Origin of the sequence: Streptomyces sp. KL116D (assembly GCF_030766975.1) — a bacterium.
Lineage (GTDB): Bacteria > Actinomycetota > Actinomycetes > Streptomycetales > Streptomycetaceae > Streptomyces > Streptomyces longispororuber_A.
Window position 1 is genome coordinate 51,113 of the sequence record NZ_JASERH010000124.1, and the last position, 21,244, is coordinate 72,356.

The 21,244-nt window shown below is 72.1% G+C and carries 18 protein-coding genes; 8 read left to right on the forward strand and 10 right to left on the reverse strand.

What is annotated here, in order from left to right; all coding sequences use genetic code 11:
- Positions 1-12: 12 nt before the first annotated feature.
- From RBJ77_RS45825 to RBJ77_RS45835, 3 genes are all read right to left on the reverse strand, one after another.
- Positions 13-204 carry a DUF397 domain-containing protein gene (locus tag RBJ77_RS45825; RefSeq protein WP_255974707.1) on the reverse strand — a complete coding sequence of 64 codons (192 nt, stop codon included), beginning with the start codon at positions 202-204 and terminating at the stop codon, positions 13-15.
- 287 nt (positions 205-491) lie between these two features.
- Complete coding sequence (locus tag RBJ77_RS45830) at positions 492-1,349, reverse strand: helix-turn-helix domain-containing protein (RefSeq protein ID WP_372350376.1); 858 nt, start codon at positions 1,347-1,349, stop codon at positions 492-494.
- Positions 1,350-1,670: 321 nt separating this feature from the next.
- The gene (locus tag RBJ77_RS45835) at positions 1,671-2,408 is read right to left on the reverse strand and encodes a GPP34 family phosphoprotein (RefSeq protein ID WP_255974703.1); all 738 of its coding nucleotides are present in this window, start codon (positions 2,406-2,408) and stop codon (positions 1,671-1,673) included.
- Positions 2,409-2,500: 92 nt separating this feature from the next.
- Between RBJ77_RS45835 and RBJ77_RS45840 the strand changes: the two genes are divergently transcribed.
- Together RBJ77_RS45840 and RBJ77_RS45845 are read left to right on the forward strand one after the other, a co-directional pair.
- Positions 2,501-5,119: a D-alanyl-D-alanine carboxypeptidase gene (locus RBJ77_RS45840; protein WP_372350377.1), complete on the forward strand. Its 2,619-nt coding sequence runs from the start codon at positions 2,501-2,503 to the stop codon at positions 5,117-5,119.
- A gap of 134 nt (positions 5,120-5,253) precedes the next feature.
- Positions 5,254-7,101: an MFS transporter gene (locus RBJ77_RS45845; RefSeq protein ID WP_372350378.1), complete on the forward strand. Its 1,848-nt coding sequence runs from the start codon at positions 5,254-5,256 to the stop codon at positions 7,099-7,101.
- 34 nt (positions 7,102-7,135) lie between these two features.
- Here RBJ77_RS45845 and RBJ77_RS45850 read toward each other — a convergent pair whose 3' ends face one another.
- From RBJ77_RS45850 to RBJ77_RS45860, 3 genes are read right to left on the reverse strand one after another with little or no spacing between them, the layout of a single operon-like run.
- Positions 7,136-8,437, reverse strand: coding sequence for an extracellular solute-binding protein (locus tag RBJ77_RS45850; protein WP_372350379.1), 1,302 nt, complete (start codon positions 8,435-8,437; stop codon positions 7,136-7,138).
- On the reverse strand, positions 8,434-9,588 hold the full coding sequence (locus tag RBJ77_RS45855) for a hypothetical protein (protein WP_372350380.1): 1,155 nt from the start codon (positions 9,586-9,588) through the stop codon (positions 8,434-8,436). Before RBJ77_RS45855 ends, RBJ77_RS45850 begins: the two co-directional genes overlap by 4 nt.
- Positions 9,585-11,996: a tetratricopeptide repeat protein gene (locus RBJ77_RS45860; RefSeq protein ID WP_372350381.1), complete on the reverse strand. Its 2,412-nt coding sequence runs from the start codon at positions 11,994-11,996 to the stop codon at positions 9,585-9,587. The genes RBJ77_RS45855 and RBJ77_RS45860 overlap by 4 nt, the downstream gene beginning before the upstream one ends.
- Before the next feature lie 156 nt (positions 11,997-12,152).
- Here RBJ77_RS45860 and RBJ77_RS45865 point away from each other — a divergent pair, with 156 nt between their 5' ends.
- The 3 genes from RBJ77_RS45865 to RBJ77_RS45875 are packed head-to-tail and all read left to right on the forward strand — an operon-like array spanning position 12,153 to position 14,298.
- On the forward strand, positions 12,153-12,626 hold the full coding sequence (locus RBJ77_RS45865; RefSeq protein WP_372350382.1) for a hypothetical protein: 474 nt from the start codon (positions 12,153-12,155) through the stop codon (positions 12,624-12,626).
- A complete protein-coding gene (locus tag RBJ77_RS45870; RefSeq protein WP_372350383.1) occupies positions 12,626-13,966 on the forward strand; it encodes a hypothetical protein in 1,341 nt (446 codons plus the stop codon). The genes RBJ77_RS45865 and RBJ77_RS45870 overlap by 1 nt, the downstream gene beginning before the upstream one ends.
- Positions 13,963-14,298: a hypothetical protein gene (locus tag RBJ77_RS45875; protein WP_372350384.1), complete on the forward strand. Its 336-nt coding sequence runs from the start codon at positions 13,963-13,965 to the stop codon at positions 14,296-14,298. The genes RBJ77_RS45870 and RBJ77_RS45875 overlap by 4 nt, the downstream gene beginning before the upstream one ends.
- A gap of 19 nt (positions 14,299-14,317) precedes the next feature.
- Here the strand turns inward: RBJ77_RS45875 and dgoD are convergent, their stop codons facing one another.
- The 4 genes from dgoD to RBJ77_RS45895 form a co-directional block, all read right to left on the reverse strand.
- Entirely contained in the window at positions 14,318-15,469 is a 1,152-nt protein-coding gene (gene dgoD / locus RBJ77_RS45880; RefSeq protein WP_372350385.1) for a galactonate dehydratase, read from the reverse strand.
- An 89-nt stretch (positions 15,470-15,558) separates the two neighbouring features.
- A complete protein-coding gene (locus RBJ77_RS45885; RefSeq protein WP_372350386.1) occupies positions 15,559-16,173 on the reverse strand; it encodes a bifunctional 4-hydroxy-2-oxoglutarate aldolase/2-dehydro-3-deoxy-phosphogluconate aldolase in 615 nt (204 codons plus the stop codon).
- Entirely contained in the window at positions 16,161-16,910 is a 750-nt protein-coding gene (locus RBJ77_RS45890) for an IclR family transcriptional regulator (protein ID WP_372350387.1), read from the reverse strand. The genes RBJ77_RS45885 and RBJ77_RS45890 overlap by 13 nt, the downstream gene beginning before the upstream one ends.
- 4 nt (positions 16,911-16,914) lie before the next feature.
- On the reverse strand, positions 16,915-17,823 hold the full coding sequence (locus tag RBJ77_RS45895; RefSeq protein WP_372350388.1) for a sugar kinase: 909 nt from the start codon (positions 17,821-17,823) through the stop codon (positions 16,915-16,917).
- Between the two features lie 143 nt (positions 17,824-17,966).
- On the opposite strand from RBJ77_RS45895, the gene RBJ77_RS45900 reads away from it, so the two are divergent.
- The 3 genes from RBJ77_RS45900 to RBJ77_RS45910 all read left to right on the forward strand — a co-directional run bounded on the left by RBJ77_RS45900 (position 17,967) and on the right by RBJ77_RS45910 (position 21,225).
- Positions 17,967-19,301: an MFS transporter gene (locus RBJ77_RS45900; protein WP_372350389.1), complete on the forward strand. Its 1,335-nt coding sequence runs from the start codon at positions 17,967-17,969 to the stop codon at positions 19,299-19,301.
- A gap of 50 nt (positions 19,302-19,351) precedes the next feature.
- Positions 19,352-19,948, forward strand: coding sequence for a GNAT family N-acetyltransferase (locus tag RBJ77_RS45905; protein ID WP_372350390.1), 597 nt, complete (start codon positions 19,352-19,354; stop codon positions 19,946-19,948).
- Between the two features lie 194 nt (positions 19,949-20,142).
- A complete protein-coding gene (locus RBJ77_RS45910; RefSeq protein ID WP_372350391.1) occupies positions 20,143-21,225 on the forward strand; it encodes a GNAT family N-acetyltransferase in 1,083 nt (360 codons plus the stop codon).
- The last annotated feature ends 19 nt before the right edge of the window (positions 21,226-21,244 follow it).

A 21,244-nucleotide genomic window follows, 5' to 3' on the forward strand; every position in this document is an offset into this window, starting at 1 on the left:
AGGAACCAGTGCTCACTTGCTCACTTCGTGCACGAAGAGATTCCACGACTCGGGAGAGAAGCCGATCGAGGGTCCCTCGAAGACCTTCGAGTCCCGCACCGCGATCGCGCGCAGCTCGGGCGACTTGACCTCTACACACGCGCCGTTACCCGTGGAATACGAGGACTTGATCCAGGATTCCGTGGCGCCCTGCTTGATTGCCATGTTTGCTCCGGTTTAGCCAGTGGACGAATTGCATCCCCGCTCATGGAGGTCCAGAGCGGTTCTCGCCAACGATGTTGTCTTGATGGCGTGATCGACGCTACTCGCCAACTTCGGTGCGTGAAGCGGGCATTCACTCAACCGGATGGCATATTCAGTTGGGGGCTTCCATCCTCCCGAGGCGAAGGTGTACCGTGCGGCGCCTTCATCCCGGAGGAGTGAAAGAGGGCGCGGAATCCGGCCTTCCGGAGATCCGCGCCCGCGTTCGTCCTCGCGTCCACCCTTGATCGTCAGCGGGAGTATTCCTTGGCGATGTCGGAGATGAACTGTCGCGATTGTTCCACGTTCAGCGCCTGTGCCCTGAGATGCTCGTACATGACGCTGTACTTCTGGACATCATTGGCTTTCTCCAGGTAAAGATCACTGGTGACGCCCTCGATGTAGACGACGCTGGAATCCGCCGCGTCCGGGAACTCCAGAATCGCGTACTGACCGTTGAGCCCGGGGTGTGCCCCCATCTCGAACGGGATCACCTGGACCGTCACGTGCGGCAGCTGCGACTGCTCGACCAGGTGCTCCAGCTGCTCGCGCATCACGCTCTTGCCGCCGACCCCGCGGCGCAGCGCCGCCTCGTCGAGGACGGTCCACAGGCGCAGCGGGTTGTCGGGCGCCTGGATGCGCTCCTGGCGCCGCATCCGGACCTGGACGCGCTTCTCGATGTCCGACGCCGTCGTCTCCGGCAGCGCGCCGTTGATGAGCGCCTCCGCGTAGCCGCGGGTCTGCAGCAGTCCTGGCACGACCTGGGGGTCGTAGACGCGCAGGCTCGCGGCGTCCGTCTCCAGGCCGATGTAGACGCTGTACGGGATGTCGCCGAAGGAGTGCCACCAGCCCTGCTGGCGGGAGTCCTTGGCCATCTGCATCAGCGAGTCGACGATCCGGTGGTCCTCGACCTCGTACACCCCGCACAGGTCGCGGACGTCGCGCTGGCTGATGCTGCGCCGCCCGTTCTCCAGGCGGCTGATCTTCGACTGCGACACCAGCAGGCGCTCGGCGACCTCTTCGGCGGTCATGCCCTTGAGCTCGCGGAGCCGGCGCAGCTCCTGGCCCAACCGGCGTCGCCTGACGGTGGGATTGACGTTGGACGCCACGGGACGTGCACCTCCGGCTGCGTGCATTTTCTTGTTCTGCGTACGGGTCTGCCTACGTTGTGTATCTGCTGCTCAGCAGATTGCCACTCCGGCGTGTCCCGGCGCTGGGAAACGGCGGATGTGCACGGGATACGCAGCACGAACGCGACCGCGCGGGGCGCCGGCCGGGGTCCCCTTCGGAAAGGAGGGACGTCCGGTCCAGCACCCCGCGCGGTACAGCGGCTCCCGAACCGGGTCATGGGGACTGCGGTGCGGCGCTGTTGCGGGTGTTACGGGTGGTGCGCGTGGTGCGGGTACTCGTGCGGATGCGGTGCTGACCGCCTAGTGGGCCACGGCGCGAGCCATGGGTCCGCGGCGCGGCTGCATCGGAACGCCCCTGGCAGGCTCCGGTGCCGGCCGGCCCGCCGGGGTGGCGGGCGAGCGGCGTGGCTGAGCGGCCACACCGTTCTGGACGTCCATCACGGCGTGCGCCACGAGGCCGCCCATCGGGTCGTGCCTGATCAGGTCCCGCAGCCGGGAGCGCGAGGACCGACCCTCGTTGCCCGGGTACAGGTGCTTGCCGAGTCCGACCGCGTGGGCCAGCGCGGCGAGCGCCGCGGTCCGTGGGTCCGGCGGGACGCCGGTACGGATCGCTGAATCCAGCCGGGACCTGATCTCCCGGCTGATCGCCGTGTCCGTCGCCTGATAGCGAGTCGTCGGCAACACCCCGCACATCTGGCCCGCCACGGCATGCACCATGCCGCACCGCTCCAGGTGCGAGAGGTAGGTCTGGCGCAGCCCGAGACGCGGCCCGCCAATCCAGTGGACCGCCCGCACGGGAGCGCCACGCCTTCGCAGCAACTCCAATGCGCAGTCCAGTGTCGGATCTCCGGTCGGCCGTGGTGCCACCACGGCGATACGATCCCCGTCTGGGGCTATCCGTCCGGCCAGCGCCAGCTCTACTAGCTGTGCTCCGGCCAGACCTAGGTCGAGCGACTGCGGCTGCGCTGTGGTACCCGTGGCCGGGTCCAGAGCGAGCAGCAGAAGCTCCTCCGGAAGTGTTCTGCGGCTCCTGCCCATCCATGCCTCCCCGCGTGGATGTCTGACAGGGTGACCCCTCTCACATTGGTCTGTCGAGAGTGCGTGGGGGCTTTGGGTGGGAACCGGCAGGTATGTCGTTCTCGTCTACCACGGGGGTTAAGCCCCCACACAGGACACTGGTACATGGTTCGGACAGGGCTGGTCTGTCCGGCGTTTCGTGGTTAGCGGTCGAGGAGGCATCGGTGGCGGGGACCCCCGACAGGTCGGAAGAGCAGAAGGCGTCGGGAGGCCCGGCCCCGGACGATCCGCGTCTCGCGGTGGCGCGGGAGACTCCGTCGGCGTCCGGTGTGGACCAGGCGACTGCGGTCTTCTCGGTACGGGACGTGGCCGGGACGTCGTCCGGTTCCGCGCCCGAGCCCGAGCCCGGCCCCGAGGAACCGGGTGACGCGCGCCTGCGGGCCGCGGTGGCGGCGTGGGTGGCCGGGGGCTCGGAGGGCGAGGGCGACGCTGCCGCGGCGCCGAAGTCCGACGCCGAGTCCGCTGACAACGGTGCCGCCGGCGACGCCGAGGCCGGGTCCGGCGCCTCCGGTGAGGCCGAGGACGGCTCGGTGGCGACGCCTGCCTCGCCGGAGTCCGGTGCCGACAGCGATGCCGACGCGGAGCCGAAGGCCGCGGTCGACGCCGAGCCGAAGCCTGCTGACGACGCCGACGCCGAGTCCGGTGCCGACGGTGCCGACGCGCAGCCGAAGGCCGCGGCCGGCGCTGCCAAGGCTGATGCGAAGCCCGAGCCCGAGCCGGTGTCGAGCCCTGAAGCCTCCGACGCGGAGCCCGAGCCGAAGCCTGAGGCCGACGCCTCCGACGCCGAGCCGAAGGCCGCCGCTGAGGCGAAGGCCGACGCCAAGCCTGAAACTGCTGCCGCGCCCAAGGCCGATGCCAAGGCGGCCCCCGGCACGAAGCCTGAGGCCGATGCCGAGCCGAAGCCCGCCGCTGAGGCCAAGGCTGACGCCGAGCCTGAGCCTGCCGTCGCGCCCAAGGCGACTCCCGGCGCGGAGCCCGAGTCGAAGCCTGAGGCTGACGCCGAGCCGAAGGCCGTTGCTGACGCCAAGGCCGGCGCGGAGCCGAAGTCCGACGCCAAGGCCGACGCGGAGCCCAAATCCGACGCCAAGTCAGGCTCCAAGCCCGACGCCAAGTCCAAGCCCGGTGTGGCGGTCGATCAGCCCACCGCCGTCTTCAAGGCCGTCGCGCCGCCGGTCGACCAGCCGACCACCATGCTCAAGTCGCCCGCCGCGGGTGGCAGCGGGAGTGGGCGCAAGGAGGAGTCGGAGGCCGAGCGGACCAGCCGGTTCGTACCGCTGAAGCCGCTCGACGAAGGCGTCGGCGCCGCCAAGCCGAAGCCCGAGACCCCGGCGGAGCCGCCCGCCCCGGAGCGGACGACGCAGCAGCCGCTGCCGCCGAAGCCCCCGCTGGACCTGCTCGCCGAGCTGACCAACACCCCGCCGCCCGCGGAGACCCGGGTCCGTACCGCGGTGCGCCGGGTCAAGATCTGGACGCCGCTCGTCCTGCTCCTGGTCGTCGTGTTTGCGATCGTGCAGGCCGTACGTCCGCTGCCGACGCCCACCCTGAACCTCACGGCCCAGCAGACGGTCTCGTTCGACGGCGGCAAGCCGTCCGTGCCCTGGCCCACCCAGGGCCAGGCCGCGATGGACGTGAACGGCATCGGCACGTTCGGCACGTCGGGCGACCAGAAGCCCGTGCCGATCGCGAGCATCGCCAAGGTCATGACCGTGTACGTGATCCTGCGCGACCACCCGCTGAAGACCGGCGAGAAGGGTCCGCTGATCCCGGTCGACGCCGCCGCGCAGAAGCACTACGAGACCGGCAAGGCCGAGAACGAGTCGGTGGTCAAGGTCACCGAGGGCCAGAAGATCTCCGAGTACGAGGCCCTGCAGGCGGTCATGCTGCCGTCCGCGAACAACATCGCCAAGCTGTTCGCCCGCTGGGACAGCGGCAGCTCCTCCGAGGACGAGTTCGTCAAGAAGATGAACGCGACCGCGAAGGAGCTGGGCATGACGAACACGACGTACACGGACCCCAGCGGCCTGGACAAGACGACCGTGTCCACCGCCTCCGACCTGGTGAAGCTGGGCCGGGCCGCGATGGAGAACCCGGTCTTCAAGGAGATCTCCAAGCAGCCCAAGTACGTCGACCTGAACGGCGAGGAGCAGAAGAACTTCCTCGGCCTCGTCCCGACCGTCGCCGTCGGCATCAAGACCGGCACGACCACCGCGGCGGGCGGCAACATCCTGTTCGCCGCGGAGAAGACCGTCGCGGGCAAGACGCAGACGATCATCGGCGCCGCCCTCGGCCAGTACGGGAGCAACGGCGTCGCCAACATCGACGAGGTCACCGGCGTCGTCGGCAGGCTGATCGCCGCGGGTCAGAAGGCCCTCACGGCCAAGACCGTCGTCAAGAAGGGCGACGTCGTGGGCGAGGTCGACGACGGGCTCGGCGGCACCACCCCGGTGGTCGCCACGAAGGACGTCACGGCCGTCGGCTGGTCGGGCCTGACCGTGAAGCTGGAGCTCGGCGAGCAGAAGGGCACGCCCGTCCCGCACTCGGCGAAGGCCGGCACGGTGGTCGGCGTCCTGAACGTCGGCGACGGCAAGAACGACGCCGTCGAGATCCCCGTCGCCCTCCAGAGCGACCTGGCCGAGCCCGGCTTCGGGGCGAAAATCAAGCGCGTCGGATAGGGCGTTCGCGGGAGGCTGGTCCGCACCGGCCTCCCGCGGCGCCCGTTCGGGCACCCCGTGCTAGCGTCGCGAGACCGGGGCAGGACCGGGACGTTCCCTCGGTCGTTCACACGGTACGTACGGGAGTGTCAGCAGTGGCCACAGCGGAGCCGACGCGCGCCGACGACGCAGAGCCGGGCTCGGGGCACGTACGAATACGGCTTCCCGAGCAGCCGCCCGGGACCGAGGAGCCGCCGCCCGCGGGACCCGACGCGGGTCCGGTCGGCCGGCTGGCGCGCGCCGCCCGGCATCCCGTCATCGTCGTCACCGCCGTCGCCGGCGTCCTGCACCTCATCTGGTTCTTCACGTTCGCGAACAGTGGTGGTGACCTGGCGGCCCAGGACGCCTGGGCCGAGTTCGTCGGCCGGCACCCCGACTCCGCGTACAACCTCGCCTGGTACGGCGGCATGCACCCGGTGTCGTACAGCGTGGTGTCGCCGTACCTGATGTCGGTGCTCGGCGTGCGGACGACCATGATGGTCGCGGGGACGCTCTCCGCCGCTCTGCTGACGCTGATCCTCGTGCGCACCCGCGTCGTCACCAAGCCGCTCTGGCCCGCCCTCGCGGGCGTCTTCGCGCTGCTGTGCAACGCGGCGTCGGGCCGGGTCACCTTCGGGCTCGGCATGATGTTCGGGCTCGCCGCGACCGCCGTCGTCTTCTGCTGGCCGTACCGCTGGCGCTACAAGCGGTGGGCGAAGGCCCTCGCCGCCGCGCCGCTCGCGGGGATCGCCACGGCCTGCTCGCCGGTGGCCGGGCTGTTCGTCGGTCTGGTCGCCGTCGCCCTCTTCCTGCAGAAGAGACGGCCGGGCGCGTACGCGCTCGGGCTCGCGCCCGCCGTCGTGGTCGGACTCTCCGCGTGGCTGTTCCCGTTCTCCGGCACGCAGCCGATGTCGTTCTGGTCGGCGCTGCTGCCGGTCGTCTACGGCGTGCTCGTCTGCGTCCTGGTGCCCAAGGAGTGGGTGACGGTCCGGATCACGTCCGCCGTCTACACCCTGGCCGTCCTGCTCGTCTGGCTGATCAGCTCGCAGATCGGCTCCAACATCACGCGCCTGCCGATGCTGTTCGCGGGCGTCGCCCTGCTCGCCGCGCTGCCGTTCACCGTGCCGCGCTCGCGCAAGTGGTACGTCGTCGTGGTCGCGTTCGTCGGACTCAACGCCTGGATCGGCTTCAAGTCCGTGGACGACGTGGTGCACACGACCCCGGAGGCCTCCTGGGCCCGCGAGCTGGCGCCGCTCGTCAACGAGTTGCAGGAGGTCAAGGCGGAGCGCGGCCGCGTCGAGGTGGTGCCCGCCCGCTCGCACCGCGAGGCCTCCGCGCTCGCCCCGTACGTGAACCTGGCGCGCGGCTGGACCCGGCAGGCCGACATGAAGCGCAACCCCCTCTTCTACGACGACACCCTCAACTCGGCGAACTACCACGAGTGGCTCAAGCGCTGGGCCGTGCGGTACGTGGTGCTGCCCAAGGGCGAGCCGGACGGGAAGGGCAGCGAGCGGGAGCGCGAGCTGGTGCAGCGCGGGCTGCCCTACCTCAAGCAGGTGTGGGGCGACGCCAACTGGCAGCTGTTCGAGGTCACCGACGCGACGCCGATGGCCGAGCCGAACGCGGTGGTCGACGCCGCCGAGCAGAGCGAGCTGACCATCGACGTCACCCGGCCCGGCCGGATCCTGATCCGCGTCCCGTACTCGCCGTGGCTGTCGGTCGTCGACGCGGACGGCAAGAAGCTGGGTGCGCCGGAGGAGACCGAGGCGTCGAAGCGGGCGCGGGAGGAGAACGACAGCCTGCCGAAGCGGTTCGCGAACGTCCACGGGTGTCTGATGGAGACCGAGGAGGACGCCTCCGGCGACAAGTGGACCGTGCTGCTGGCGCCGCGGGCCGGGACGTACCGGCTGGCCGCGCCGTACGAGTGGTCGCGGGGGACGCCCTGTCCCGAAGAGCTGCGGTGAGCCGCGGCCGGGGCGTGCGCGGGCGGGCCCGCTGTCATCTGCAGATCTCCGTGGGCGTGCGGACCGCCGACGTCGTGTACGTGCCCGCGATCTGCGTGCGGACCGTCTCCAGCTGACCCAGGAGCTTGTCAAGCGTCGGGGCGTCCGGTGAGCGGAAGTACGTGAGGACCGCCCGGTAGAACGCGTCGCGCAGCACCGGTGGCATCACGTCGGACGCGTCGAAGCAGAGCGTCTTCGCCTCCTTGGTGAGGTACGTCGCGATCTCCTGGGCCGCCGGGTTGTCGTCGGGCTGCGGGTCGGTCTCGTCGGGGAAGAACGGGCGCAGGTGGTCCTCGGCCGCGTCGGACCACTTCTGGCGGCCCTCGTCACTGGTCAGCCGCTGCACCAGTTCCTGCGCTCCGGCGTTGTCGGTCAGGACCGCCGCCATGTCGCCGGACACCTCGAACGCGTCCTTGTACGCGGCGGAGCCGTGCAGGAACCGGGCCGACGGCTCGACCCGGACGTCGTCGCGCGGCGCGTACAGGTAGCGCACGAACGACGCCTGGTGCTCGTGCGTGCAGCCGGGCAGGGAGCCGCCGAGCAGGCCGCGCGGCCCCGCCGCCGGGTGCTCGGGGTCGGGGGTGCCCCAGAACGACATGGTCAGGGAGCGCTCCACGGCCTGTGACGAACGCTTGCCGCGGGCGTCCAGGAGCTTGGCCCACGTCGTGAACGCCCTTTTCAGTTCGGGCGACTCGGCCCAGTTGAGCTGTCCCGTCGCCCACTGCACGTAGGTCGTGGGGCCCGCCTGGTGCAGCAGGATGTCCTCGACCCAGTCGGTGCCGGGCCAGCCGGACGTGGCCTGTGCCGCCATGCCCACGCACCAGGCGGGGCGGGTGCTCGACGAGCCGGTCCTGCTCCACACCAGGCTCTTCAGGTCGACCTTGAGCGGCACCCAGTACGTGCGGCGCCGGCCGTCCAGCATGAGCGTGGGGGACCAGGGCGAGTAGGCGCGCTCGGCGGTGTACGGGTCGAGCGGGCGGAGCTTGTCCTGGACGGCGTACTCGGTGAGCTCGCCGATGCTGTTGAGGATGGCCACGTCGGGCGGGGCGCCCGCCGCGAACTGGGCGACGAGCGTCTCCCGCAGCGAGCGGGTGCCCTGGTAGACGTAGGCGTGGCCGGAGCCGCGGGACAGTTCCCGCAGCACCGCGGTGAACGCCTTGCCCTCGTCGCCGGTCCACGGGCCGAGCACCACGACCGGGCTGCCCCGGCCCGACCCGCAGCCGCCGGTCAGCGCGGCGAGCGCCAACAGGCAGGCGGCGAGCGCGAGTCGGGCCGCGCGCCCGGCGCCGCCCCTCACGCCCCGCCTCCGGCGCCCCGGCCGACCAGCAGGTACTCGCGCCGGTACGCGTGCAGCGTGCCGCCGATCACCGCGGCGACCACGAGACCCGCGGGCGCCACCCAGCCCGCCACGGTGCCGACCGGCCCCCACTCGCCCTCGGCGACCGTCCGTTCCATGGCGGCGGTGACCGGGTGGATGGCGGCGGGCGGCGGATCGGCCACCGGGTCGGCGTCCGTGGCGGCCTCCACCTTCGGTGACGCCCGGTCGGTCAGGGTGTCCGCGTACGGGAGGGTGTCGCGTTGCGCCGTCCACGCCCGGGCCCCGTCCGCGACCGCCCACGGCAGCACGAGCAGCGGCAGGGCGGCGGCGAGCAGCGGCACGCTCGCCCTGATCCGCATCCGGCGGCGCAGGAAGAAGAACGTCCGCCACAGGCCCACGGCCAGCAGGGTGAGGCAGCCGGCCGACAGGGCGACCGCCGCGAGGACACCGGGGCCGAGCGCGGCGCGGTCGCTGAGGCGGCGGTGCAGATCGCGTTCGAGCGCGGCGATCCGGTCGACGACGGTGGTCGCGTCGGCGCCGGTCTCCGGGCGGCAGGCCGGGTAGGGCGCGGTGCGGGTGGTGGCCGGTTCGCCGGACGCGTCGGAGCAGAGCATGCTCGCCGCGTACGCGAGTCCGGCCTTGCGCAGCGACGGGTCGCCGACGTTCGTCCTGGCCCAGGTGATCCACTCCTCGTAGCCGTCGACGAGCCCCGAGATGACGTCCAGTTCCTGACGCTGGGCCTCGCCGAACGCGCCGCCGCGGGAGAGCCGCGCGATGTCCTGGGCGGCGGCGCCGGTGCGGGCGGCGTAGCGCGGGCCGAGGCCGGAGAGCTCCACGGCGGTGCCCGCGTCGAGGCCGACCTCCGCCTCCCGCTGGGCGATCCGCAGCGACGTCTTGGCGTCGGCCAGGTCGCCCAGGGCGGGCGCGAGGCGGGTGCGGATGTACTCCGAGTCGGCGCGCACGTCCGCGTACGCCCAGCCCAGCGCGGCGAAGCCGACGGCCGCGAGCAGGGGCAGCGCGATCAGCCGGTCGCGCAGATAGGTGCGGTTGCGGGTGCGGCCGGCCGGCGGCCACAGCAGCCGGCGCAGGGGCGCCCAAGGGCTCCTGAGGGCCGTCCGGTGGGGCCTCACCCGCGGCGCCCCAGCACGGTCCGCAGCAGGGTGGGCAGGGAGCGGACGTCCCTGCGGTGCCGCAGCGCCATCGGCCGCACCAGATAGGCGCGGTCCAGGAGGCGTTCGGCGATCTCGTCGGCGTGCGGCAGATCGCCGGAGCGGGCCGCCTGGCGGGCGAGCAGCAGATAGAACGCGGACAGGTCCTTGCCCAGCTTCCGTTCCCCGTCGGGGAATTCGAGGCGGGCGCCGGCGTCCCTGGCCTCGTCGTCGCGGGCCGCCGTCTCGCGGGCGAGCCGGCCCAGGCCCGCCGCGTCGACCGTGCCCGCCGTCACCAGGCGCTGCGCCGCCTCCCACACCTCGGCCTTCATCCGGACGCGGGCCTGCTCGTCGGTGAGCCCGTGCTCGTTGAAGAGCCGGCCGAGCCGGACCAGGGCCTCGCCCAGCGTGTCCGTGCAGCCGACGTGCTCGACGGCGATCCGGACCGTCGCGGTGCGGGCGGCCGTGCGGTGCCGGGAGTGCTGCGGCACCGCGTCGAGCGCCTCGATGGCGGCGGCGCAGGCGCGCGGCCCGCCGAGCGCGAGCCGGGTGCGGGCGGCACCGAACGCGGCGCTGCCCAGCGACGGATTGCGCAGCCGTACGGCCTCGTAGAGGGTGAGCGCGGCACGCCAGTGGCCGACGGCCCGCCGCTGGTGCTCGGCGGCCCGTTCCTCGGCCCCGTCCTGGTCCGTGCCGGGTTCGGGCGCGGCGAGCCCGAGGGCCTCCTCCCGGTGGCCGAGGAGTTCGGAGCAGTGGCCGAGGGCCAGCTTGGGCGCGTACTCGCCGGGGATCGCCCCGTAGACCTGGTCGAAGTGGTCGCGGGCCGAGGTGACGTCGTCGCGGGCGAGGGAGACCAGGCCCTGGTGCCAGTCGATGCGCCAGTCGTGCCGGGCGCGCTCGCGGCCGATGGCGTCGACGGCGCCGCGCAGCTCCTGCTCGGCGAGCTTCAGGTCGGCGTCGTCCGGGTCGGTGCGCAGGGCGACGCGGAGCCGGAGCCGGCAGCGCAGCAGGTGCACCTCGGGCGAGGCCCGCCAGTCGGCGGTGTTCTGCAGCAGGGCCGCCGGGTCGGCGTCGGCGAGCCGGCTCAGTTCGGCGTGGTGGTCGTCGTGCGGATCGGGCCGGGGCACGGGCAGCCGGGCGGAGGCGTCGGCGGGGGCGGGCGGTTCGTGCAGCGGGCCGGCCGTGTCGCCGCGGGCCGGGCGGAGCCGGGTGCCCGCGGCGGGGGGTCCGCCGGGCGGGGCGGCCCAGCGGGGGAGGGTGGGGGCGGTGCCGAGTCCGCCGTCCAGGGCGTACGGCGACTGGAGGAACAGCGGCGACGGCTCGAACGTCTCGTCCCGGGTCCGCAGCGAGCGCAACTCCCGCCACACGCCGCGCAGTTGGTCGTCCATCTCGCGGGCGTCGGCGAACCGGTCGGCGGGCGTGGAGCGGGTGGCGCGGCGCAGCACCCGGGCGAGCGAGATCAGTCCGAGGCCCTCCGGCGCGGGTGTCGTCGTCAGCAGCGCGGCGCGGGCGGTGAGCGCGTCGCGTTCGCGCAGCCGGCCGAGCGCCCCGAGCGCGGCCAGGTCCCGGTGGCTGTCGCCGAGCCCGCACAGCGTGCGCAGCGTCTCGCCGAGGCTGAACAGGTCGTCCTGCGGCTCGCTGGCACCGGCCGCCTCGTTCGGGGTGAGCGGCACGTTCGGCCCGCGGAACCCGTACGTGGTCAGGCCCGGCGCCCCCGCCGGGCGGATCGATCCGACGTCCACGACCTTGATGGCGGCGCCGTCGTGCATCACGTTCTGCGGCTTCAGGTCCCCGTACACCAGGGTGCCGGAGTCCGGCGGCCTGGCGTGCAGATGGTCGAGGGCCGACAGGATCCGGATCCCGTACGCGAGCACGAACTCGTGGAACCGGGGGCCGCCGAACCGGTCCGGGTCGAGGCGGGCGAGCGTGCGGACCTCGTCGAGGTTGAGCCCGTCGACGTACGGCAGGACGAGGAAGTCGCCGACCGTCTCGTGGCTGCCGTAGTTGAAGACGGGGATGATGCCCTCGTGGTTGAGGTCGGCGAACGCCTGCCGCTCCTCCGCCAACGCGCCGGCGGAGAAGGTGAGTTGACCGGGCCGCAGCGTCTTGACGGCGACCTCCCGGTCGTCGACCTTCTCGTCGAGCGCGAGGTACACGTCACCCATCCCGCCGAGCCCGAGCCGCCGCACCACCCGGTACTGCCCGGCGAGCAACTCGCCCGCCGCAAGCCCCGGCCGGTCGTCGTACCCGCCCGAGTCGACCGGGTCGCGCGGCCGTATCTCCGGCAGCGCCGTCACGTCGGGCCCTTCCCCGGGCAGGACGACATCGGCGTCACGCGGCGCGTCCGACGGCGGCATGACGATCAGTGGCCCCGAGGAGTCCCCCTCCATGGCGTCCCAGGATAGATCCGGTCGGCCGCTGCCGGGCCTCGTCGGAGTGTGCTGATTCGTCGACAACTCGGTTACGGACACCGGAAGTTGGTCAAGAGAGTGCCAAAGTGAAAGGTGAGGACGGACGCACCGAGATGGACGGGGGATCGGGACGCCATGTCATGGGACGAGGAATGGGCCCGGCTGAAGGCCGACGCGCTGGCTCGCGGCGGGCCGCGGCCGGACAGCGGGATGCGGCTGAACCAGCTGCCGGCCGAGGCGGGCGGCGGCGGTGCGGGCGGCGGCGGTGCAGGCGGTGGTGACCTGATCGCCGACGCCGCCTCCATCGACGGCAGCTCGCATCTGCTGCTGGAGATCGCGGGCGTGCTGTACGAGGGCCGGATGGACGGGGAGAACGCCACGCAGGCGCGGGCGCCGCGCGCCCACCCGGACGTGTCGGCGCACGTCACCACCTTCGCGCGGTTCGCGCAGGACCAGTACAACGACATGGTCGTGCTGCTCGCCGCGCTGTCCGGCAACGTGAAGTCGGCGGGCAGCACGTACACGAAGTACGACCAGGACGTGCGCGACAAGCTCAACACGGTGCTCAAGGACGGGACGTACACGCCGCCCAAGGGAGGGTTCGCGTAATGGCCTACCGCGAGGACGTCGAGTTCCTGGAGAACTCCAACCCGGTGCTGATCGAGCGCAACGCCGCGGAGTTCCGCCGTCTGCACAGGCTCATCGAGTCCACCGACGACGGGTTCCGCAAGGCAGCCAAGGTCAACTGGGTCAGTGACGCACGGGAGTTGTACGGCAAGCGGCTCAAGGAGGCCGAGGAGCTGGCCGGGCTGCTCTCGCAGGCGTTCCAGATGTCGGCGGGCGCCCTGACGGACTACGCCGATGCCGTGACCACCGCGCGCAGCCACTACAAGAACGGCAAGGCGTCCGAGGGCAAGCTCTCCGAGGTCATGTCCCGCGAGGCCACCGCCGTCACCCCGACCGCACGCGCCGCCGAACCCCTGCACCAGTGGGAGGACCTGCGGGCGACCACCGGCGTCGGCGACTTCTTCATGGAGCTCGGCGTGGACGTCGACGCCATCCGCGAGGACGCCGAGCGCTACTACAACGCGACCAGGAACCACTACGGGGACGCCCTGCGGGTCGAGTCCGAGGCCCGCAAGGACTGCCTCGGCATCCTCAAGGGCGCCTATCTGTCCGTCCCCGACTTCAAGAGCCCGGTCGCCGACCCGCTCGACTTCCTCAAGAACCTGGGCCCGCTGCAGGCCGAGGCCCGGGAGGCGAGCGACAACCCGTACGCGCGACTGCCCGGCGCGGGAGTCAAGGTGGACCACATCCCCACCCAGGGCGGCAACGTGATCGTCACCGAGCCGCTGGCGCGCATCTACGCCCGGGTGAACGGCCTGGGCGGCGAGGCCCAGGGCAACAACTACTGGTGGTGGTCGAACGACGACGACGGCCGCCGCGGCTTCATCTCCGCCAACAAGGCGTACATCAACGCCGCGGCCGCCGACTCCGGCCTGCCGCCCGAGATGGTCGCGGGCATCGCCTGGCAGGAGGTCGAGGGCGACCCGGGCTGGCTGGACGACGCCGCACGCAACGGACGGGGGATCATCCCCGGCACCGGCGACCCCGACGAGACGTCCATAGGACCGCTGTCCATCCAGGTCAGACGGGCTGCCGAGGTCCTCGGCTACGACCCGGAGAATCTCACCGACATGCAGCGCGAGCAGGTCGTGGCCGCCACCAAGGACCCGGGGACGAACATCTTCATCGCCTCCGAGTACCTCGCTCAGCTGAAGGCCGAGAGTGGCTTCGCGGACGTCCCTCCGGAGAAGATGACCAGGGAACAGATGCAGGAACTCGCCGCCCGGTACAACGGTGGCCCGTACTACGAGGACCCCAACGCCCAGGCGTACGGCAGGGGCTTCGACAAGAAGGTCGACCAGGCCAAGGAGGCCCTTGGGTGAGCCCGGTGAACACTCCGCTGGTGAACCGTCCGGTGGCGAGCCGTGTCGGGACCTGGGTCTGTGCGGTGCTGCTGGTCGCGGGGAACGCGGTGGGCGGATTCGTCACCGCCACGGCGTACGCGGCCGGACCCGCGGGGCCCTGGGACGGGGAGGGCGTGACGCACGTGCGGGTCGCGGCGGGTCTCGGCGTGGGGGTCGCGGTCCTGGTGCTGCTCCTCACGCTGCTCTTCGTCAAGGCGGAGTGGCTGCGCTCCCGCTGGTGGTACCTGGTTCCGGTGCTGCTCGGCGGCGCGGCGCTGGTGCGGCTGACGGTGTTCCCGCCGTCGGCCTGAGGCGCGCCGCGCCGCGCGGTCACCACTCGGCGAACGAGCCGTCCGTGTGCCGCCACACCGGGTTGTGCCAGCGGTGGCCGGTGGCGGCCGCCCTGATCACGGCCTTCTCGTCGACCTCGATGCCGAGGCCGGGCGCGGTGAGGCGGGCCATGTGGCCGTCCGTGGTGTCGAAGTCGAAGACGGACGTGTCGACGAGGTAGTCGCCCAGGTCGGAGCCCACGTTGTAGTGGATGCCGAGGCTGGTCTCCTGGATGAACGCGTTCGGGCTGGCGAAGTCCACCTGGAGGCAGGCGGCGAGCGCGATCGGGCCGAGCGGGCAGTGCGGGGCGAGGCCCACGCCGTGCACCTCGGCCTGCGCCGCGATCCGCCGCACCTCGGAGATGCCGCCCGCGTGCGACAGGTCGGGCTGGGCGAGCGCGATGCCGGAGCGCAGCACCGGGTCGAAGTCCCAGCGCGAGTAGAGGCGCTCGCCGGTGGCCACCGGGATGCTCGTCGACGCGGTGAACTCCCCGTACTGCGAAGTCAGTTCGGGCAGCAGCGGCTCCTCGATGAACATCGGGCGGAGCGGTTCGAGGGCGCGGGCGAGCTGCTTGGCCAGGGCCGGGGACGTCCGGCCGTGGAAGTCGATCGCGACGTCGCCGTCCGGGCCCATGACCTCCCGCACGGAGGCGACGCGCTCGACGACCGCGTCGATCTCGCGTGCGGTCTCCAGGTGCTTGAGGCGTCCGCCGACGTTCATCTTGACGGCCCGGTAGCCCTGTTCGAGGCGTTCCCGCGCGTGCTCGGCGGCCTCGCTCGGGTCGTCGCCGCCGATCCACGAGTACATCCGCATCCGGTCCCGGACGGCGCCGCCCAGCAGGTCGTGCACCGGGACGCCGTGCACCTTGCCCTTGATGTCCCACAGGGCCTGGTCGATGCCGGAGACGGCGGAGGACAGGACGGGGCCGCCGCGGTAGAAGCCGCCCTTGGTCATGACCTGCCAGTGGTCCTCGATGCGCAGGGGGTCCTTGCCGACGAGGTGGTCGGAGAGTTCGTCGACGGCGGCGGCGACGGTGTGGGCGCGGCCCTCGACGACGGGTTCGCCCCAGCCGGTGATCCCTTCGGACGTCTCGATCTTCAGGAAGAGCCAGCGGGGGGCTACGAGGTAGGTGGTGAGGGCGGTGATCTTCATGGCGGCTCCATCTGTCCCGTTGTCGTCTGCGGGTCGTGTGTGGCTGGGCGCGCAGTTCCCCGCGCCCCTGAATGGCAGGTCTCCCGAGGTCAGCGGCGCTTCGACAGCTCGGCCAGGCGGGGGAGCTGCGCCGGGTCCTCCAGGGCCGAGCCCACCGCGACGACCCTGGCCCCGGCCGCCAGATAAGCGGCAGCGTTCCCCGCGTCGATGCCGCCCGTCGCGACGAACGGCACCTCGGGGAACGGCCCCCGCATCGCCTTGAACCAGTCGACCCCGAGCACGCTCGCCGGGAACGCCTTCAGCCAGGTCAGACCCAGCGCCCTGGCCGCCTGGACGTCGGTGGGCGTGGCCACTCCGGGCAGGTGCGGCAGCCCGGCGGCGACGCTGGCCCGCGCCACCTCGGCGTCGAACCCGGGCGCCACCGTGAACGCGGCCCCGGCCGACACGGCCCACGCGAGGCGTCCGGCCGTGGTGACCGTGCCCGCGCCCACCGGCCTGCCGCGCTCGGCGCCGGCGGCGACGACCGCGGCGAGGGACTCGGCGGCCGTCTCGTCCTGCACCGGGACCTCGACGCACTCGATGCCGAGGTCCCAGGCGCGTACGGCGAGTTCGACGGACGTGTCGGCGGGCATGCCGCGCAGGATCGCCATCACCGGCGCGCCCGCGAACAGCTCGTCGAACGTGGGGGTGGTCAGGGTCGCCATCCCAGCTCCTTGGAGATCGTGTCGGCGGTGGTCATCAGGTCGGGCAGGACGTCGCTCTCCAGGGCGCCGAGATCGGCCTTCGCCTTGAGCGCGGTCACGGACACCGCGGCGATCACCTCGCCGGTGCTGTCCCGGACGGGCACGGCGACACAGTTCACGTAGTCCTCGTACTCGCCGTCGTCGACGGCCCAGCCGCGCGCCCGGGTCTCGTCGAGGGCCGCGCGGTAGGCGGCCGGGTCGGTGATCGTCGTGGCGGTGTGCGGGGCGAAGTCGCAGGTTCCGTCGAGGAGTTCGGCGGCCCGCTCGCGCGGCTGGTGCGCGAGGATCGCCTTGGCGACGCCGGCGGTGTGCAGGGTCACCGGGCGGCCGATCTGCGAGTAGAGCCGCACCCCGTCGACCGGGTCGACCTTGTCGACGTACACGATCCGGTCGCCCTCCAGCGCGGCGAGGTGCACGGTGTGCCCGCAGCGCTCGCCGAGGCCGCGCAGGTGCTCGCCCGCGACGTCCTTCAGGCCGAACTGTTCGAGGGCGAGCTGGGCGAGTCCGGCGAGCCGGTGCCCGACCGCGTACCGGCCGTCGGGCAGCCGGCGCGCCAGGCCGCCCTCGGTCAGCGACTCCAGGAGGCGCAGGGCGGTCGACCGGTGGACGCCCAGGTGCTCGCCGACCTCGGTCTGGGTGCGGGGTCTGCGGGCGACGAACTCCAGGATGTCGATGGCCCGCCGTACGGTCTGTGACACGACGTCAGTTCCTCTCTTGGGCGACAGCGGGAACGTAGTCCTCGATGCTGCGCAGGGTGCGTCCGGCCAGCCGGTGGCCGAGGGCGAGGCGCTCGCGCGGCGCCGCGCCGTCCAGCAGCCCGCTGAGGTATCCGGCGGCGAACGCGTCCCCGGCGCCCACCACCTCGACGACCTCGACGGCGGGCGCGGCCACGAACTCGGCGGCGCCGTCGGTGAATTCGGTGGCGCCGACGGAGCCGTCCTTCACGACGAGCGTGCCGCGCGGCGCGATCAGGGCGTGGATCTCCTCGGCGGTCGGGGTGCCCCACAGGGCCTCGGCCTCGTCCCGGCCGACGAGCACGACGTCCGCCCGGCGCGCCAGGGCGAGCAGCGCCTGCGCGGCCGCCGCCCGTGAACTCCACAGCGCGGGACGGTGGTTGACGTCGAACGACACGAGCGTGCCGGTGTCCTGGGCGCGGTCGACGAGGGTGTGGACGAGGTCGGCGCAGCCGGCCGAGAGGGCGGGCGTGATCCCGGTGAGGTGCAGCAGCCGGGCGCCGGTCAGGTCGACGCGGTCGGCGTCGGCGGGCGTCATCCGGGAGGCCGCCGAGCCCGCCCGGTAGTAGTGCACGCGGGTGCCGTCGGGGCCCGGGTCCTTGAAGTAGACGCCGGTCGGCGCGTCGGGATCGGCCCGGACTCCGCTCACGTCCACGCCCCGCGAGGCGACCGCCGCGACGATCCGCCGCCCGAACGGGTCGTCGCCGACCCGGCTGACCCACGCGGCCCGGTGGCCGAGGTCGGCGAGGTACTGCGCGACGGTCGACTCGGCGCCCGCGACGGCGAGCCGCAGCTCGCGGCTGCGCTCCAGGCCCTCCCCGTCGGCCGGCGTGACCTGCGCCATCGTCTCGCCGAGGCAGACAGCCGTACCGGTCATCACCGCTCCACCGCTCCTTCATAGACATCCCATTGACATCCCGCTGGGGCCGTGAAGAACATTAGCAGCTCTTGCGCAACACGCGTGCATATGTTGCAACAACAGGGCTCCAGGTTGTCCCGCCCAGCGTGAAAAGGAGTGAGATGAGCCCGACGACGAGCGCATCCGCCCACAAGGAGTCGGCCCCACCGAAGGCGATGAGCGCCCGCACCCGGCAGCGCCGCACGGCCGCCGCGAGCGTCGTCGGCTCGATCCTCGAGTGGTACGACTTCTTTCTCTTCGGCGCTTCGGCGGCGATCGTCTTCAACAAGGTCTTCTTCCCGGACGTCTCGCCCTTCGCGGCGACGCTCGCCTCCTTCGCGACGTTCGGCCTCGGCTTCGCCGTGCGGCCCGTCGGCGGCCTGGTCCTCGCCCACCTCGGCGACCGGATCGGCCGCCGCCCCGTCCTGATCCTCACCGTGATCCTGATGGGCGTGGGCACCCTCGCCATCGGCTTCCTGCCCACGTACCACCAGATCGGCATCTGGGCGCCGGTCCTGCTCGTGGTCTGCCGGATGCTCCAGGGCTTCGGCGTCGGCGCCGAACTCGGCGGCGCGTACGTCATGTCGACGGAAGCCGCGCAGGCGGAGAAGCGCGGGTTCTACGGATCGCTGCCCGGCGCGGGCGAGTTCATCGGCGTCGTCATCGCCTCCGGTGCCGTCGCCGCCGTGTCCACCCTGCCCGAGGACGACTTCCTGAGCTGGGGCTGGCGCATCCCGTTCCTGGCCAGCGCCGTCGTCGTGATCATCGCGCTGCTGATCCGCAACGCGGCCCCCGAGACCGAGCAGTTCGAGGCCACCCGCGACAGCGGCAAGCGCGAGAAGCTCCCGGTCCTCGCCGCGATCAAGGAACGGCCCAGGGCCATCGCGCTGCTCATCGGCTCCGGCTGCGCCACGGCCATCGCCTCGTACGCGATCCAGGGCTACCTGCCCAGCTACCTCACCAACCAGCTCGGCCTGTCGTCCGGCACCTCGGTCCTCGGCATCACCATCGCCTCGACCGTCTCGATCCTCACGATCCCGCTGGCCGGCGCGCTCTCCGACCGGATCGGCCGCAAGCCCGTCATGATCGGCGGCGCGGTGGCGATCACCCTCTTCGCCTACCCCTTCTTCTGGATGGTGGACACCCGGGAGCCGTGGCTCATCTACCTCGCGATCACCATCGCGTTCGCGCTGATGCTGAACTCGATCTTCGCGGTCGCGGGCACCTTCTACGCCGAGTCGCTGCCCACCGAGGTCCGCTACAGCGGCCTCGTCTTCGTCCGCGAGATCAACGGTGTCGTCTTCGCGGGCACCTCGCCGTTCGTGGCGACGCTCCTGGTCGACGCCGGCGGCGACCGGCCCTGGTACCTGGCCGCGTACATGGCGGCGGCGGGCCTGGCCAGCGCCCTGTGCACCTGGCGGCTCCCGGAAACGGCGCCCGCCCGCACCAAGGCCTGACCCGGAATACCGGATGCGGGGACGCGGCGGGCCCGGCGATGATGCGCGACATGCCCATCGAGCTGAAGCACACCATCGCGCCGGGCACCCTGGCGCGGTCCCCGCAGCCCTCCCTCCGCTCCCCGGACGGTCAACTCACCCTGCGCGCACCGGAGTCCACGGACGCGCCGGCGGTCCTCGAGGCGTTCCAGGACCCGGTCCTGAGCTACTGGCACGCCCGGACCATGGACTCCCTGGACGAGGCGCGCGCCTGGGTGGCGACCACGCACGAGAGCTGGCGGCAGGAGGGGACCGCCCAGTGGCTGGTGACCCGGACCGCCGACGGCGCCCCGCTCGGCAGGATGGCGCTCAAGGACATGAACCTCTTGGACGGCCTCGCCGAAGTCGCCTACTGGATGCTGCCCGCCGCCCGCGGCCAGGGCGTCGCGCCCCGGGCCCTGGACACGCTGACGGACTGGGCGTTCGCCACCGGCTTCCACCGCCTCGACCTGCTGCACTCGACGCGGAACGAGCCGTCGTGCCGCGTCGCGGCCAAGGCCGGCTACCCGCTGGAGGGCACCCGGCGCAGCTCGGCGCTGCACACGGACGGCTGGCACGACATGCACGTCCACGTCCGTATCCAGGAGAGCTACGAGAAGCACTCTTGACAGCGTGCGTACTGTTTCGCGACCTTTGAGCCCCATGGGGGAATAGGGGGGCCCATGTACGGCACGCGCACAGACCAGTTCGCTGCTCCACCCAGAGGTACGCGCACGGCTCCACGCACGGCTCCGGGCACGGCTTCACGCCAGGCTCCGTCCACTGATCAGTTCGCCCCTGCGGAAGGGCGGTCGATCGCGCGGTGAACATCACGGTGCACAGACCCGAGGAACTGACCGCGTCGCTGCGCGCGGCCTGGCACGAGACGATGGAGAACTCGCCCGACTACCAGAACCCGTTCCTGGCACCGGAGTTCACCCTCGGGGTCGCCCGGCACCGGGGCCGGGCACAGGTCGCGGTGTTGCGCGAGGGCGGCGAACCGGTGGGCTTCTTCCCGTTCGAGCGCGGCCCGTTCGGCGTCGGCCGGGCCATCGGGATCGGACTCTCCGACTGCCAGGCACTGGTGCACAGACCCGGCGTCACCTGGGACACCCAGGAACTGCTGAGAGCCTGCGACCTCGCGGTCTTCGAGTTCGACCACCTCATCGAGGAACAGAAACCGTTCAGCCGCTACATCACCGGGACGTTCGCGTCACCGGTGCAGGACCTCAAGGACGGCGGCCACGACTCCTACCCGGAGTGGCTGAAGGCGACGTACCCGGGACAGGCCAGGACGACGCTGAAGAAGGAGCGCCGGCTGACCCGGAACGTGGGGGAGATGCGCTTCGTCTACGACGAGCGCGACCCGAAGATCCTCCGCCAGCTGATGCGCTGGAAGTCGGCCCAGTACCGCCGCACCGGCCGCATGGACCGGTTCGCCCGCCCCTGGATCGTGAACCTGGTGGACCAGCTCGCCACGGTCCGCGAACCCCACTTCACCGGAGTCCTCTCCGTCGTCTACGCGGGCGACCGCCCGGTCGCGGCCCACTTCGGCCCCACCTCCCGCACGGTCTTCGCGGGCTGGTTCACCGCGTACGACCCGGAGTTCAGCTACTACTCGCCCGGCCTGATGATGCATCTGCGGATGGCCGAGGCGGCCGGCCGGCACGGGATCAGGGTCATCGACTGGGGACGCGGCGAGAAGGAGTACAAGGACTGGCTCAAGACCCGCGAACTCCGCGTCGCCGAGGGCTTCGCGACCCGCGCCCACCCCATGGCGGCGGCCCACCGGCTGTGGCGCCGCCCGGTCCGCGGCCTGCGCAACACGGTCCTCGCCCACCCGGCCCTGCGCACCCGGGCCGACCGCATCCTCAAGACGGTCGGCTCCCTGCGGGGGCAGTCCTGACGCGGTGGCCCCGGGTGGA

Coding starts and splice junctions, on each gene's coding strand:
- RBJ77_RS45865 (WP_372350382.1), top strand. CDS start 12,153: ATGTCATGGGACGAGGAATGGGCCCGGCTGAAGGCCGACGCGCTGGCT.
- RBJ77_RS45840 (WP_372350377.1), top strand. CDS start 2,501: ATGTCGTTCTCGTCTACCACGGGGGTTAAGCCCCCACACAGGACACTG.
- RBJ77_RS45905 (WP_372350390.1), top strand. CDS start 19,352: ATGCCCATCGAGCTGAAGCACACCATCGCGCCGGGCACCCTGGCGCGG.
- RBJ77_RS45900 (WP_372350389.1), top strand. CDS start 17,967: ATGAGCCCGACGACGAGCGCATCCGCCCACAAGGAGTCGGCCCCACCG.
- dgoD (WP_372350385.1), bottom strand. CDS start 15,469: ATGAAGATCACCGCCCTCACCACCTACCTCGTAGCCCCCCGCTGGCTC.
- RBJ77_RS45825 (WP_255974707.1), bottom strand. CDS start 204: ATGGCAATCAAGCAGGGCGCCACGGAATCCTGGATCAAGTCCTCGTAT.
- RBJ77_RS45895 (WP_372350388.1), bottom strand. CDS start 17,823: ATGACCGGTACGGCTGTCTGCCTCGGCGAGACGATGGCGCAGGTCACG.
- RBJ77_RS45885 (WP_372350386.1), bottom strand. CDS start 16,173: ATGGCGACCCTGACCACCCCCACGTTCGACGAGCTGTTCGCGGGCGCG.
- RBJ77_RS45860 (WP_372350381.1), bottom strand. CDS start 11,996: ATGGAGGGGGACTCCTCGGGGCCACTGATCGTCATGCCGCCGTCGGAC.
- RBJ77_RS45835 (WP_255974703.1), bottom strand. CDS start 2,408: ATGGGCAGGAGCCGCAGAACACTTCCGGAGGAGCTTCTGCTGCTCGCT.
- RBJ77_RS45870 (WP_372350383.1), top strand. CDS start 12,626: ATGGCCTACCGCGAGGACGTCGAGTTCCTGGAGAACTCCAACCCGGTG.